The organism is Streptomyces sp. NPDC017202 (assembly GCF_044331705.1).
In the GTDB taxonomy this organism is placed as follows: domain Bacteria; phylum Actinomycetota; class Actinomycetes; order Streptomycetales; family Streptomycetaceae; genus Streptomyces.
Window position 1 is genome coordinate 76,017 of the sequence record NZ_JBIRNP010000005.1, and the last position, 14,922, is coordinate 90,938.

At 71.4% G+C, this 14,922-nt stretch carries 10 protein-coding genes, 1 tRNA gene and 1 pseudogene; 1 reads left to right on the forward strand and 11 read right to left on the reverse strand.

The genetic code is table 11. The features are described 5' to 3' along the window. Positions 1–14: 14 nt before the first annotated feature. The 11 genes and pseudogenes from prfA to ACH4N1_RS13020 form a co-directional block, all read right to left on the reverse strand. Positions 15–1,091 (reverse strand): peptide chain release factor 1, encoded by a 1,077-nt coding sequence (gene prfA / locus ACH4N1_RS12970; RefSeq protein ID WP_398096797.1) that lies wholly within the window; start codon positions 1,089–1,091, stop codon positions 15–17. 105 nt (positions 1,092–1,196) lie between these two features. Beyond that, complete coding sequence (gene rpmE, locus ACH4N1_RS12975; protein WP_356567605.1) at positions 1,197–1,418, reverse strand: 50S ribosomal protein L31; 222 nt, start codon at positions 1,416–1,418, stop codon at positions 1,197–1,199. Positions 1,419–1,729: 311 nt separating this feature from the next. Continuing rightward, on the reverse strand, positions 1,730–2,884 hold the full coding sequence (locus ACH4N1_RS12980) for an LCP family protein (RefSeq protein ID WP_398096799.1): 1,155 nt from the start codon (positions 2,882–2,884) through the stop codon (positions 1,730–1,732). Between the two features lie 163 nt (positions 2,885–3,047). Next, positions 3,048–4,793, reverse strand: coding sequence for a trypsin-like serine protease (locus tag ACH4N1_RS12985; protein WP_398096801.1), 1,746 nt, complete (start codon positions 4,791–4,793; stop codon positions 3,048–3,050). Between the two features lie 169 nt (positions 4,794–4,962). After that, positions 4,963–6,981 (reverse strand): transcription termination factor Rho, encoded by a 2,019-nt coding sequence (gene rho / locus ACH4N1_RS12990; RefSeq protein ID WP_398096803.1) that lies wholly within the window; start codon positions 6,979–6,981, stop codon positions 4,963–4,965. A 405-nt stretch (positions 6,982–7,386) separates the two neighbouring features. Then, complete coding sequence (thrB, locus tag ACH4N1_RS12995; protein ID WP_382782626.1) at positions 7,387–8,316, reverse strand: homoserine kinase; 930 nt, start codon at positions 8,314–8,316, stop codon at positions 7,387–7,389. Positions 8,317–8,670: 354 nt separating this feature from the next. Beyond that, a complete protein-coding gene (gene thrC / locus ACH4N1_RS13000) occupies positions 8,671–9,729 on the reverse strand; it encodes a threonine synthase (RefSeq protein WP_398096804.1) in 1,059 nt (352 codons plus the stop codon). A 6-nt stretch (positions 9,730–9,735) separates the two neighbouring features. Then, positions 9,736–11,028, reverse strand: a complete 1,293-nt coding sequence (locus ACH4N1_RS13005) for a homoserine dehydrogenase (RefSeq protein WP_398096805.1) — start codon at positions 11,026–11,028, stop codon at positions 9,736–9,738. 144 nt (positions 11,029–11,172) lie between these two features. Then, positions 11,173–12,564 (reverse strand): diaminopimelate decarboxylase, encoded by a 1,392-nt coding sequence (gene lysA, locus ACH4N1_RS13010; RefSeq protein ID WP_398096807.1) that lies wholly within the window; start codon positions 12,562–12,564, stop codon positions 11,173–11,175. Between the two features lie 15 nt (positions 12,565–12,579). Beyond that, positions 12,580–13,707: an ArgS-related anticodon-binding protein NrtL gene (gene nrtL / locus ACH4N1_RS13015; RefSeq protein ID WP_398096808.1), complete on the reverse strand. Its 1,128-nt coding sequence runs from the start codon at positions 13,705–13,707 to the stop codon at positions 12,580–12,582. Positions 13,708–14,209: 502 nt separating this feature from the next. After that, positions 14,210–14,695, reverse strand: a pseudogene (locus ACH4N1_RS13020) (response regulator); the annotation flags it as partial. Positions 14,696–14,807: 112 nt separating this feature from the next. On the opposite strand from ACH4N1_RS13020, the gene ACH4N1_RS13025 reads away from it, so the two are divergent. Continuing rightward, positions 14,808–14,879 (forward strand) — tRNA-Arg (locus ACH4N1_RS13025). Positions 14,880–14,922: the final 43 nt, after the last annotated feature.

Below are 14,922 nucleotides of genomic sequence, written 5' to 3' on the forward strand. Positions count from 1 at the left end.
CGTGCGTACGTGCCTTACGCGGCTGCCAGCTTCGCCGCCGAGTCCGCGTCGACGCAGGCCTGGATCACCGCGTCGAGGTCGCCGTCCAGGACCTGGTCCAGGTTGTACGACTTGAAGCCGACCCGGTGGTCGGAGATGCGGTTCTCCGGGTAGTTGTAGGTGCGGATCTTCTCGGAGCGGTCGACGGTGCGGACCTGGCTGCGGCGGGCGTCGGCGGCTTCCCGCTCCGCCTCCTCCTGCGCTGCGGCGAGCAGCCTGGAGCGCAGGATACGCATCGCCTGCTCCTTGTTCTGCAGCTGGCTCTTCTCGTTCTGGCAGGAGGCGACGACCCCGGTGGGGATGTGCGTGATGCGCACCGCGGAGTCGGTGGTGTTGACGGACTGCCCGCCGGGCCCGGAGGAGCGGTAGACGTCGATGCGCAGGTCGTTGGGGTTGATCTCGACGTCGACCTCCTCCGCCTCGGGCGTGACGAGGACACCGGCCGCGGAGGTGTGGATGCGGCCCTGCGACTCGGTCGCCGGGACGCGCTGGACGCGGTGCACGCCGCCCTCGTACTTCAGGCGGGCCCACACGCCCTGGCCGGGTTCCGTGGCGCCCTGGCCGCCCTTGGTCTTCACGGCGACCTGGACGTCCTTGTAGCCGCCCAGCTCGGACTCGGTGGCGTCGATGATCTCGGTCTTCCAGCCGACGCGCTCGGCGTAGCGCAGGTACATGCGCAGCAGGTCGCCGGCGAACAGCGCGGACTCGTCGCCGCCCGCACCCGCCTTGATCTCCAGCAGGACGTCCTTGTCGTCGCTCGGGTCGCGCGGGACGAGGAGCAGCCGCAGCTTCTCCGTCAGTTCCTCGCGCTGCTTCTCCAGCACCTTGACCTCGGCGGCGAAGTCCGGGTCGTCGGCGATGAACTCGCGCGCGGTCTCGATGTCGTCGCCGGTCTGCTTCCAGGAGCGGTACGTGGCGACGATCGGGGTCAGCTCGGCGTAGCGCTTGTTCAGCTTGCGCGCGTTGGCCTGGTCGGAGTGGACCGACGGATCGGCGAGCTTCTTCTCCAGGTCGGCGTGTTCCGCGACGAGTTCCTCGACGGCCTCGAACATCTCTGGCTCCTGTACTGCGAACGAAAGGGAAGGGCGACCAAAAACGCCGGTCCCGGCGCGCGCCCCGGGCGGGGGCACGGCCGTGGACCGGCGAAATGGGGCTCGCTACTTCTGGGAGCCGGCGGCCTTGCCGAAGCGGGCCTCGAAGCGGGCCACACGGCCACCGGTGTCGAGGATCTTCTGCTTGCCCGTGTAGAACGGGTGGCACTCGGAGCACACGTCGGCACGGATGGCACCGGACTCGATGGTGCTGCGGGTGGTGAACGACGCGCCACAGGTGCAGCTGACCTGCGTCTCGACGTACTCGGGGTGGATGTCGCGCTTCAAGGTGTCTCCTAGGTTTCGGGAGGGCGCCGGGTCGCCGTCCACGGGATGCGGAAGCGTGAACCGGAGCCGACGTACCAGTCTGCCAGGACTGGCCGCATCCCCCAAAACCGGGGGGTGGGGCGATCTATTCCCGGCGGGTTCCACGGCCGGTGCCGGGCCCCGGACTGCCGGGACTCCGAGCGGCCAGGAGCCCGGACGGTCAGGACCCCGGAGGGTCAGGACGTGGAGCGGTCAGGACCCCGGAGGGTCAGGACGTGGAGCGGTCAGGACCCCGGACCGTCAGGACACCGAGCGGTCAGGACCCCGGAAGGTCAGGACGAGGACACGACGCCCGCGGCCTCGCCCGTGGCGTTGCCCTCGGTGGCGGACTTCGGGATCGGGAGGTCCTTCTCCAGGGCCGTCCAGACCTGCTGGGCCTTCGCCTTCTCGACGATGACGCGGTTGCGGTTCGCGGGGTCGTACCGCACGGGCATCGTGACCATGGTCATGTCGTCCGCACCGATGCCCTTGAGGCCGCCGGCGAAGGACATCAGGGAGTTCAGGGAGCCGAGGCCGGAGTCGGTGGTGACGGCCTTGGTGGCGGTGTCGGCGAGGGCGTACAGCTTCGCGCCGCCGGTCAGGAGGCCGATGTCCTCGACCTTGCCGACCAGGGCCTTGACGAAGGCCTGCTGGAGCTGGATGCGGCCGAGGTCGGAGCCATCGCCGACGCCGTGCCGGGTGCGGACCAGGCCGAGGGCCTGTTCGCCGTCGAGGGTGTGCGTGCCGGCCTTCAGGTCCAGGTGGCTGTCCGGGTCCTCGATGTCCTCGGTGGTGGTGATGTCGACCCCGCCCAGCTCGTCGACCAGCTTCTCGAAGCCGGAGAAGTCGACCTCCAGGTAGTGGTCCATCCGGATGCCGGTGATCGCCTCGACGGTCTTGACGGCGCAGGCCGCGCCGCCCGTGGTGTACGCCGAGTTGAACATCACGCCGGTCGCGGCGTCGTGGGTGCCGCCCTCGGTGTCGGTGCACGCGGGGCGGTCGACGAGGGTGTCGCGCGGGATGGAGACCACAGCGGCCTTCCGGTGGCCCTCGTACACGTGGACGACCATCGCCGTGTCGGAGCGGGCGCTGCCGTCGTCGGCGCCGCCGCCGAGCTTCTTGTTGGCGCCGGAGCGGGTGTCCGAGCCGAGGACGAGGATGTTCTGCGAACCGTTGTCGGTCTTCGCGGGCCGGTCGGTGCCCAGGGCATGGTCGATGTCGAGGCTCTCGATGTTGCCGTTGAGCTTGACGTACACGTACCCGAGGCCGGCGCCGCCGAGGACGACGACCCCCGCCGCGGTCCAGGCCGCGATCAGCAGGCCTCTGCGCCGGGCGCGGGTCCTGCGGCGCGGGTCGCCGGACGGCTGCCGCGGGCCGTCGGCGCCGGGCTCGTCCGGTGTGCCGGGCTCCCCCGGTATGCCGGGTTCCGGCGTGCTCTCGGCGGACATGTGCTCCTCACGTGTCGTGTCGTCCTCACCATCGTCCTCCGCCATGTCTGACGGAGAAACTCGGCGCGGGGTTGCGCGACGCCCTGTGCCCGGCCTGCGGGAGGCCGGGCACAGGGCGTCACGGCTCACCGGGTGAGCGGGGAGGCCCCGCTCACCCGCGGCGTCAGCCGAGGATGTCGTACTGCTTGAAGGTCGTCCCGAGCGAGAGCCGTGCGGAGAAGATCACGCTCCCGGTGCTTCCGTTGCCCCGGTACAGGTAGAGCGTGCCGGCGGGGGTGCGGGCCAGGAGGTCGGCCCTGCCGTCCCCGCTGACGTCACCGACGGTGGCGAACGCGTTGTAGGTGGTGTTGCTCCAGGTGGCGACCTTGAGCCCGGACATGAACGCGGTCGAGCTCAGCACGCCGCGGCCCCGGTAGAGGTACACAGCACCACTCGTCTTGTTGCGTGCCAGGAGGTCGGCCCTGCCGTCGCCGTTGAAGTCGCCGTGGCCGCGCACGACGTTGAAGTTGTTCCAGCCCGAGCCGGCCTTCACCCGCGTGCCGAAGCTGCCGGTGCCCTTGCCCGGGTAGATCCACAGTGCGCCGGCCGAGTCGACGGAGACCAGGTCGGGCAGGTCGTCTCCGGTGACGTCGCCGGGGGCGACGATGCTCAGGCGGGTCTTCCAGTTGTCACCGATCAGCTTGTCCGCCCAGGTCCCGCTGGAGGGCACGAAGTGCTTCCAGAACACGTCGCCGTCGGACGTGCGGCGCACGATCAGGTCCTGGTAACCGTCCCGGTCGAGATCGCTCTGGAGGACGACGTTGACCCCGCTCCAGTTGCCCCAGGACTGGCGGGCGGCGAGTGTGGTGCCCTTGGAGTCGAGCTCGTACCCGGTCTGGGTGGAGGCGTTGCGCGCCCACAGGTCCGCGTTGTGGTCACCGCTGATGTTGGTGTCGTCGATCCGCGGGTAGACGGTGCCGACGTACGAGGTGACCTTGCTGAAGACGCTGTACGCGCCGCTCGCCACGCAGTCCTTCACGCCCCAGGAGACGACGCCCACGATCCGGCCGCCGTAGACCAGCGGACCGCCGGAGTCGCCGTTGCAGGCGGAGGTGGTGCCCGCGTCGCTGCCTGTGGCGGGCGTGCCCGCGCAGACCATGTGGCCCTTGACGAAGTCGGCGCCGTAGGCGTCCGCACAGGTGGCGTCGGACTGGATCGGCAGCGTGGCCGTCTTCAGGGTGTCGGAGATGTCCTGGCTGGTGGAGGTGGTGCGGCCCCAGCCGTAGACCTTGGCCTGGGTCCCGGGCGCGTACGACCCGGTGTTCCCGGACGTGATCATCTTGATCGGCGTGGCCTTGACCGGGTTCGGCAGGGTCAGTACGGCGATGTCGTTGTCGATCGTCGTCGCGTTGTACGACCAGTGGTTCCACTGGCGCCAGACGCCGCTGACGGTGCCGCCGTGCAGGTCGTCACTGGTCGCCAGCTGCGAGGTGCCGGTGACGATCGCGCCGTGCGCCTTCCAGTCGTAGCCCTTGACGCAGTGCGCGGCGGTGAGGATCTTCGTCGGCGCCACGACCGCTCCGCCACAGAAGAAGCCGATGTCGTCGCTCGTGGTGTCGGTGCCGCGGTCGTCGCCGTACCAGAGCTGGGCCATCCACGGCGCCGTGGTGATGGTCGTCGTGGTGCCGCCGATGATTTTCGGGTCGATCGTGGTGGCGCCCGTACTCGCGCTCTGCGACGTGTTCGTGGTCCGGCCCGCGGTGTCGTCACCGGCGAGCGCGATGTCGAGCCGCTTCTGCAGCTCATTCGCCGACGGCACGGTGATGCCGGGCGTCGGCGGCGCCTCCGTGGCCGAGGCCGAGGAGGTCAGCAGCGTACCGGCGACCGCCGCGGCCAGGCCGGCCGCGGCCACCGGCAGAACGATCCGCATCCGACGTCTGTGACGCCCGCCCCCGGACGTGGGTGTACCCACTCAAGTCCCCCCTAGGGATATGAAGTTCACGGTCGAAAGGATGACCGAAGGCGGCGATCGTATCTTGTCCCCGAACAGCGAAAAGGGCCGCCCCCGGAAAGGGGCGGCCCTCCTGCGAAGAAACGCGTCAGTCGTTGTTGCCCGGCGCCGGCGTCGTCTTCTGGATCTGCATCAGGAACTCGGCGTTCGACTTCGTCTGCTTCATCTTGTCGAGAAGCAGTTCGACCGCCTGCTGCTGGTCGAGGGCGTGCAGCACCCGGCGCAGCTTCCAGACGATGCCGAGCTCGTCGGGGGCGAGCAGGATCTCTTCCTTGCGGGTGCCGGACGCGTCCACGTCCACCGCCGGGAAGATCCGCTTGTCGGCGAGCTTCCGGTCGAGCTTGAGCTCCATGTTGCCGGTGCCCTTGAACTCCTCGAAGATCACCTCGTCCATGCGGGACCCGGTGTCGACGAGCGCGGTCGCCAGGATGGTGAGCGAGCCGCCGTCCTCGATGTTGCGCGCGGCACCGAAGAAGCGCTTCGGCGGGTACAGCGCGGTCGAGTCGACACCACCGGACAGGATGCGGCCGGAGGCCGGGGCGGCGAGGTTGTACGCGCGGCCCAGGCGGGTGATCGAGTCGAGCAGGACGACGACGTCGTGGCCCAGTTCCACCAGGCGCTTGGCGCGCTCGATGGCCAGCTCGGCGACCGTGGTGTGGTCCTCGGCCGGGCGGTCGAAGGTCGAGGAGATGACCTCGCCCTTGACCGACCGCTGCATGTCGGTGACCTCTTCGGGACGCTCGTCGACCAGGACGACCATCAGGTGGCACTCGGGGTTGTTGTGCGTGATCGCGTTGGCGATCGCCTGCATGATCATGGTCTTGCCGGTCTTCGGCGGGGCCACGATCAGGCCGCGCTGGCCCTTGCCGATCGGCGACACGAGGTCGATGATGCGGGTGGTGAGGACGCCCGGGTCGGTCTCCAGACGGAGGCGGTCCTGCGGGTACAGCGGGGTGAGCTTGTTGAACTCCGGGCGGCCGCGGCCGTGTTCGGGCGCCATGCCGTTGACGGAGTCGAGGCGCACGAGCGCGTTGAACTTCTCGCGGCGCTCGCCCTCCTTCGGCTGACGGACCGCGCCGGTGACGTGGTCGCCCTTGCGCAGGCCGTTCTTGCGGACCTGGGCGAGGGAGACGTACACGTCGTTCGGACCCGGCAGGTAGCCCGACGTGCGGATGAAGGCGTAGTTGTCGAGGATGTCCAGGATGCCCGCGACGGGGATCAGGACGTCGTCGTCGGCGACCTGCGGCTCGGCCGCGCCGATCTCGTCACGGCCACGGCGGCCGCGGCGGTCCCGGTAACGCCCGCGACGGCCGCGCCGGCCGCCCTCGAAGTCGTCGTCGTCCTGCGGCCCGTTGTCCCGCTGGCGGTCCTGGCGGTCCTGACGGCCGCCGCCGCCCTGCTGGCCCTGCTGCTGGCGCTGACCGCCCTGGCCCTGCTGGTCGTCGCCCTTGCCGCGGCGGTCGCGGTCACGGTCGCGGCCGCGCTCCCGGCGTTCGCGGCGGCGGCCCTCGGCGCCGTCGGCGTCGTTCCTGGCGTCGCCCTGCGGCTGGGCCTGCTCGGTCTGCGTGGCGACCGCGGTGTCCGCCTTCGGGGCGCTCTTCGCCTCGGCCGTGACGGTCTCGGGGCTGCCCGCGTCGGCGGTGGCGCGGCGGCGGCGGCGCTCGACGGGGGCCTCGTTGCCACCGGCCGGCTGGCCGGGGATCTCGATCTGCTGCTGGGCCACGGCCTTCTCGGCGGGGGCCTCGGCCGGGGCGGCGTCCGCCTTCTTCGCGGCGGCGTCATCGCCCGTGCGGGCCTTGGAGGTGGCACGGCGCTTGGGCTTGGTCTCGGCGGCGTCCCCGGCGGGAGCCTTCGCGGCCGGCGCGCCGCCCCCGCCCGCCTGCGCCTCCTTGATGACCTCGATCAGCTGGCTCTTGCGCATCCGCGCGGTGCCCCTGATGCCGAGGCCGGATGCGACCTGCTGCAACTCGGCCAGCACCATGCCCTCGAGGCCGGTACCGCGGCGCCGCCGGGAGCCGGCACCGGCAGCAGGCGCGGAGGCGTCCGTGGCGGGCGCGGCAGCGGTCTCCTCGACACGTGCGCCCATCAGATCGGTGGTGTCGCTCACGAAGGGTCCTTCCCTGGAGCGGACGTCGGCCTGTCTGGCTCGGCGACCGGTTGTGCTGTCCGGCTTCGGTCCTTGCTGTGGCGAAGCCGGGGCGGTGGTCCGCCAAAGCGGCGGAAGAGATTTCTGGTGATGGCGCTTCCTCGACGATCCGTGACACCCAGTGTCACGTGGCGTGGTCGCACCGATTCCGGAGCGTGCCCGTCGGACCGCTCAGCGTCGCTGCACGGCGTACTGCCCAGGTACGACGTACGGAACGCAGTGCGGCTTGGGGAGCTCCCGGAAGAATGTCTGTCCCGGAGGGGGACATGAAGCACCTCGCCATGGTGGGGTCGGGTGCAGACTTGAGGTTAACACTACCGGATCCAACAAACATTCCCCCTCTCGAAATCCGGCAACCGTGTGCTTTCACAGGTCGCCGGAGGGCGCGAGCGGCAGCACGCTCGCCCCCTGAAGGTCCAGGCTCAGCCGGTTGGCGGCCCATTCCGCACCCGCCAGCCGCTCGACCTTGTCGGCCGACTCCGCGTCGGCCAGGGCCATCACGGTCGGCCCGGCGCCGGAGATCACCGCGGGGACCCCGTCGGCGCGCAGCCGCTCCACCAGTGCGGCGCTCTCCGGCATGGCGGGAGCGCGGTACTCCTGGTGGAGACGGTCCTCGGTGGCGGGCAGCAGCAGCTCGGGGCGCCTGGTCAGGGCCTCGACGAGCAGGGCGGCACGGCCCGCGTTGGCGGCGGCGTCGACGTGCGGCACGGTGCGCGGGAGCAGTCCGCGGGCGGTCTCGGTCAGGACCGGCTTCCCGGGCACGAAAACCACCGGAACGATGGAATCCGAAGGCTCCATCCTGATCGCCCGCGCGGCGCCGGCCTCCATCCAGGAGAGCGTGAACCCGCCGAGCAGACAGGCCGCGACGTTGTCGGGGTGGCCCTCGATCTCGGTCGCCAGCTCCAGCAGGGCGGCGTCGTCGAGGCGGGCCTCGCCGCCTATGGTCACCGCGCGGGCGGCGACGATCCCGGCGCAGATGGCGGCGGAGGAGGAGCCGAGGCCGCGGCCGTGCGGAATGCGGTTGGCGCAGACGATCTCGAGGCCGCGGGGCTGGCCGCCGAGGACGTCGAAGGCGGTGCGCAGGGAGCGGACGAGGAGGTGCTTCTCGTCGCGCGGCAGCGTCTCGCTGCCCTCACCCGCGATGTCGATGTGCAGCCCGGAGTCGGCCACCCGGACGACGACGTCGTCGTAGAGCCCCAGCGCGAGGCCCAGGGCGTCGAAGCCCGGTCCGAGATTGGCGCTGGTGGCGGGGACGCGCACCCGGACGGCGGCGGCGCGGAACGCTGGACCGGCCATCGCTCGTTGACTCTCCTTGAGCTGCGTGACGGTCGAATGACTTCGACTGGATCCGTTTGGCTTCGATTGACTTCGATGACGTGCGAAGACCCTCGGGCCGCTGATGACGGCGCGGCGCCGCTGCCCGCGCGAGATGCGGAGGCATATGCGGCAGGCGGGTTCGGTACAGCCTATCGAAGGAAGGTTCTGTGGCGACATAGGGCGCACGGGAGGCGCACGATGCGTGTCGCAAGCCCCCCGTGCACCCTCGCCGGGAAAGTCCTTCGTGGAGGAACTTCCCCAGGTGAGGCCCTTCATGCCTGCGCGGGGGCGTCCACGTCGCCGTGGTGGCGCCCCCGCTGCCCGCGGGGTCGCTCAGGCGAGCCCGAGGCGTTCGGCCGCGGTCACCGCGTCGACGGGGACGGTCACCGGCTGCGGAGCGCCGGCCACGGCCCAGTCGGGGTCCTTCAGACCGTTGCCCGTGACGGTGCACACGATCGTCTGGCCCGGGTCGACCTTGCCCTGCTCGGCGGCCTTCAGCAGACCGGCCACCGACGCGGCGGACGCGGGCTCCACGAAGACGCCCTCCTGCGCGGCCAACAGCCGGTAGGCGCGCAGGATCTCACGGTCCGTCACCTCGTCGATGAGACCGCCGGACTCGTCCCGCGCCGCGAGCGCGTACTGCCAGGACGCGGGGTTGCCGATGCGGATCGCGGTGGCGATGGTCGACGGGTCCTTGACGACCTCGCCCCGCACGATCGGAGCGCTGCCGGAGGCCTGGAAACCCCACATGCGCGGGGTGCGCGCGGCGATCCCGTCGGCGGCGTACTCCTTGTAGCCCTTCCAGTACGCCGTGATGTTGCCCGCGTTGCCGACCGGCAGGACGTGGATGTCGGGGGCGTTCCCGAGCATGTCCACGATCTCGAAGGCAGCCGTCTTCTGCCCCTCGATACGCACCGGGTTGACCGAATTGACCAGCGCCACGGGGTAGTTGTCGCTCAGCGAGCGGGCCAGCGTGAGGCAGTCGTCGAAGTTGCCGTCGACCTGGAGGATCTTCGCGCCGTGGACGAGGGCCTGCCCCATCTTGCCGAGCGCGATCTTGCCCTGGGGGACGAGGACGGCCGAGACCATGCCGGCGCGCACGGCGTACGCGGCGGCGCTCGCCGACGTGTTGCCGGTGGAGGCGCAGATGACCGCCTTCGCGCCCTCCTCCTTGGCCCGGGTGATCGCCATGGTCATCCCGCGGTCCTTGAAGGAGCCGGTGGGGTTCGCCCCCTCGACCTTGAGGTGGACCTCGCAGCCGGTGCGCTCGGAGAGCACCTGCGCGGGCACGAGGGGCGTGCCGCCCTCGCGGAGCGTCACGACCTGCGTGCTGTCGGAAACCGGCAGCCGGTCCCGGTACTCCTCGATGATTCCGCGCCACTGGTGGGTCATTGCTGGTTACTCTCCTTCAACCCGCATGATGCTGGCGACACCCCGCACGGTGTCGAGCTTGCGCAGCGCCTCGACGGTCCCGGTCAGGGAGGCGTCGGACGCGCGGTGGGTGACGACGACGAGGGAGGCCTCGCCGTCCTTACCCTGCTGGCGCACCGTATCGATGGACACCCCGTGCTCCGCGAACACGGTGGCGACCTGTGCCAGGACGCCCGGTTTGTCGGCGACGTCGAGGCTGATGTGGTACCGGGTGACGACGTCACCCATCGGCGACACCGGCAGGGCGGCGTACGCCGACTCGCCGGGCCCCGTCGCCCCGCTGAGCCGGTTGCGGCACACGGCGACGAGGTCGCCGAGCACGGCGGAGGCGGTGGGAGCACCGCCGGCGCCGGGGCCGTAGAACATGAGCTGCCCGGCCGCGTCCGACTCGACGAACACGGCGTTGTAGGCGCCGCGCACGGAGGAGAGCGGGTGGGTCAGCGGAATCATCGCGGGGTGCACGCGCGCGGTGACGGACGCCCCGTCGGCGGCCCGCTCGCAGATGGCGAGCAGCTTGATGGTGCAGCCCATCTCCTTGGCGGAGGCGAAGTCGGCGGCGGTCACCTCGGTCATGCCCTCGCGGTAGACGTCGTCGAGGCGCACGCGCGTGTGGAAGGCGATCCCGGCGAGGATGGCGGCCTTGGCCGCGGCGTCGAAGCCCTCCACGTCGGCGGTGGGGTCGGCCTCGGCGTACCCGAGGGCGGTGGCCTCGTCGAGGGCCTCCTGGTAGCCGGCCCCGGTGGAGTCCATCTTGTCGAGGATGAAGTTGGTCGTCCCGTTGACGATGCCCATGACGCGGTTGATCTTGTCGCCGGCGAGCGACTCGCGCAGCGGGCGGATCAGCGGGATGGCGCCGGCGACGGCGGCCTCGTAGTAGAGGTCCCTTCCGTGTTCACCAGCGGCGGCGTGCAGGGCGGCGCCGTCCTGGGCGAGCAGCGCCTTGTTGGCGGAGACGACCGACGCGCCGTGCTCGAAGGCGGTGGTGATGAGGGTGCGGGCCGGCTCGATCCCGCCGATGACCTCGACGACGACGTCGATGTCGCCCCGTTTGACCAGGGCGGTGGCGTCGGTGGTGACGAGCGCCGGATCGATTCCCTCGCGCACCCGGGAGGGCCGCCGCACGGCCACCCCGGCCAGCTCCACCGGGGCCCCGATCCTGGCGGCGAGGTCGTCGGCGTGCGTCGTCATGATGCGCGCCACCTCTGAGCCGACCACTCCACAGCCCAGCAGCGCCACCTTCAGCGGACGCGTACGCATCATCCGACCTCGTTTCCTCATACCGTCTACGGTTGCTCCAGTCTCACTCACCGGACCGGGGTTTCTGCCCCCGGTCCGGATCGTGAGACATCTATTTCATTTCCACGGGGTGGCGGACAGGAGATCTTCCACCCGGCCGGCCCGCGCCTATCCGACGTCGAGCCGCAGGAGGTCCTCCTCCGTCTCGCGCCGGACGATGACGCGGGCCTCGCCCTCGCGCACGGCGACGACCGGCGGCCGCAGCACGTGGTTGTAGTTGCTGGCCATGGACCGGCAGTACGCCCCCGTGGCGGGCACGGCGATCAGGTCACCCGGTGCCAGGTCGGCCGGCAGGAACGCGTCCTTGACCACGATGTCCCCGCTCTCGCAGTGCTTGCCCACGACGCGCGCCAGCATCGGCTCGGCGTCGGAGGAGCGGGAGACGAGCGCCACGCTGTACTCGGCGTCGTACAGGGCGGTGCGGATGTTGTCGGACATGCCGCCGTCGACGGAGACGTACGTGCGCAGTCCGTCGAGCGGCTTGACGGTGCCGACCTCGTACAGCGTGAAGGCGGTGGGCCCCACGATGGCGCGGCCGGGCTCGACGGAGATGCGGGGCGTGCGGAGCCGGGCGGACTCGCACTCGCGGGTGACGATCTCCGTCAGCGCCTTGGCGATCTCGTGCGGCTCGCGGGGGTCGTCGTCACTGGTGTAGGCGATGCCGAGCCCGCCGCCGAGGTCGATCTCGGGCAGCTCGACGCCGTGCTCGTCGCGGATGTCCCTGAGCAGTCCGACGACCCGGTGGGCGGCCACCTCGAAGCCGGACATGTCGAAGATCTGCGACCCGATGTGCGAGTGGATGCCGATCAGCTCCAGCCCGTCGAGCTTCAGCGCGCGCCGCACCGCCTCGGCGGCCTGCCCCCCGGCGAGCGGGATCCCGAACTTCTGGTCCTCGTGGGCGGTGGCGATGAACTCGTGCGTGTGCGCCTCGACGCCGACGGTGACGCGGATCTGCACGGGCTGCCGCCTGCCGAGCGACTGGGCGATGTGCGCGACGCGGACGATCTCCTGGAAGGAGTCGAGGACGATCCGCCCGACACCGGCCCGGACGGCCCTCTCGATCTCCTCCGTCGACTTGTTGTTGCCGTGGAAGGCGATGCGGTCGGCGGGCATGCCGGCGGAGAGCGCGGTGGCCAGCTCGCCGCCGGAGCAGACGTCGAGGTTGAGCCCCTCCTCGTGCAGCCACCGCACGACGGCGCGCGACAGGAACGCCTTTCCGGCGTAGAAGACGTCGGCCTCGGTCCCGAAGGCGGTGCGCCAGGCGCGGGCCCGGTCCCGGAAGTCGGCCTCGTCGAGGACGTAGGCCGGGGTGCCGTACTCCTCGGCGAGCGTCTTCACGTCGATCCCGCCGACGGTGACGACCCCGAGGGCGTCACGGGTGACGGTCCGCGACCACACCTTGGGGTCGAGGGAGTTGAGGTCGGCGGGCGGCGCCGAGTAATGCCCCTCCGGCAGGACGTCGGCGTGACGGGGCCCGGCGGGGTGTGCGGAACGGCTCATCGTGGGCGTGCTCTCTCAGAGGTGGTCGGGTGCGTCGATGCCGAGCAGGGACAGGCCACCGGCCAGCACCGTCCCGGCGGCTTCGGCGAGGGCGAGCCGGGACCGGTGGGCGGCCGAGGGTTTCTCGTCCCCACGCGGCAGAACGGCGGGCAGGTGGGCGAGGGTCACGTCGGCGAGGGCCAGGAGGTGGCGGCTGAGCCGGGAGGGAGCGGCGAGGGCATCGGGGTGCGGGAGCCCGCCGGCGGAGGCGAGGACGCGGGGGTGGTCGCCGAGCAGCGCGATGAGGTCCGGGGTTTCCGGAGTGTCCAGGGCGTCCGGCGTCTCCGCGTCCGGCGTCTCCGCGTCCGGCGTCTCCGCGTCCGGCGTCTCCGCGTCCGGCGTCTCCGCGTCCGGCGTCTCCGCGTCCGTCGCCACCGGGCCCGCTGCCGCCGGGGCCGTCCCGGGCCGGGTGGCGGCGTGGAATCCGAGGTCGGCGGCGTTGCGGGCGACGGCGCGGGTGCGGGCGTGGGCGTAACGGATCCGGAAGAGGGGGTTGCTCTCGCGCTGGACCAGATGATCGGCGGTGATGCGGGGCCGGTCGTGCGGGGCGGGATGGAGCAGCGCCCAGCGGGCGGCGTCCGGCCCGAGCGGAGCGGGGTCCTCCGGTGCCGGCACGGGCCGCAGGTTCACCCCGTCGCCGTGCGCGATCTCGACACGCCCGCCCTGCGAGCCGACCATGCGCGCGAGCACGTCCGCCAGCACCTCGGCACGGACCTCGTACGGCACGCGCAACACGAACACCTGACCGGCGAGGGCGTCGGTACGGCCGTACCCCGGCCCCTCGTCGAGGATCCGCCGGACCAGCGCGGCGGACGTGACGGCCCGGTCGAGGCTGATGTTGAGGAACCCCGGCCCGGTGATCGCGACGTCGGTGACACCGGCCTCGCGCACGAGGTACGGCCGGAGCAGCGCGGCGACCCGCAACGGGGGCTGCCCGGCGGGGCGGGCCAGCTGGAGGGCGACGTTGGTGGCGTAGTCCCCGCATCCTCCCGCCCCGGGCGGCCCGACCAGCACCCGCGCGGGAACGACCACACTCAGCGCCCCGTCGTCGACGGCACACCGCACCGCGTGCAGCACGGTGCGGGACAACTCGACGGGGGTCACGGGACCAGCGTAGGGGAGGAGGGGGGTGGGTATGCGAGCCGGTTTGCGGGTGTCCGGGATGTGGACGGGGCGGGGCGGTGAGGGGGTGCCCCGGGAGAGGGGATGTGAGGAGGTGCCCCGGGAGGGGGAGGTCGCCGGTGACTCATTCGGGGACGGGCTCGGCCAGGGGGGCGGGGGCGGAACCGGGAGTGGGGGTGAGGGCGGGGTCGGGGCCGTGGAGGGAGGTGGGGCCGGGCGCAGGTGCGCCGAGGCGCCCGTGTCCCTGTCCCTGTCCGTAGCCCTGTCCGTGCCGCTGCATGTGTCCGTTGCGCATACTGACGCCGCCGCCCCCGCCGTCACCCTCGCCCCTGTCTTCGCCTTCACCGCTGGGGGCGAGGTCATGGCTCAGGGCGGGGGCGGGCCCGGAGCTGCGGCCGTGGGCAAGACCGGGACCAGTGCCGCGACAGGCCTCGGAGGCTGCGCCGAAGGTGGGACCGAGGGCCGTGCCGAGCGAGGCGTCGAGCCCAGGTCCCCCGTCAGCGCCGGCCACACCGCCAGGGACGTCACCACCGCTCCCCTCCCCCCGCTTCCCCTCGATGAGCCGACGCACGAGGCTGACGAGATCGGCGGGATCGAAGGGCTTGGAAAGAAAGGCGTCGACGCCCGCTTCGAGGCCGGCCTCGGCCTCGCACTGCGTGCAGGCGCTGATGATGGCGAGGGGAAGGCCGCGGGTGCGCGGATCGGCGCGGAGCCGCGCGGCGGTCCGCAGACCGTCCAGCCGGGGCATGACGACATCGAGGGTCACGAGATCGGGCCGCACCTGATGCACGACTTCCAGACACTCGGCACCATCGGACGCGGTCACGACCTCGAGGCCCTCCAGCTCGAGATTGACCCTGATCAGCTGCCGGATGACCTTGTTGTCGTCGACAACAAGCACCCGGCCCGAAGCGCCTGACACAACTCGAGAGTAGGTCGGACCCGGCCACCGCGTCCGGGTTTTCCCCACTTCCACCCCCTCCGCGGGCCCCGCCCCGCCTCCACCCCGGCAAACCCGTTCCTGATCACCCCGAGGGAGCTGGTAGTGTTCTGTCCGTCGCCGCGAGCAACGCGACCGACACGCCCCCGTAGCTCAGGGGATAGAGCAACGGCCTCCGGAGCCGTGTGCGCAGGTTCGAATCCTGCCGGGGGCACCTTGTATGAGGTGCCCAAAGACCCCGTCACCAGCGGAAACGC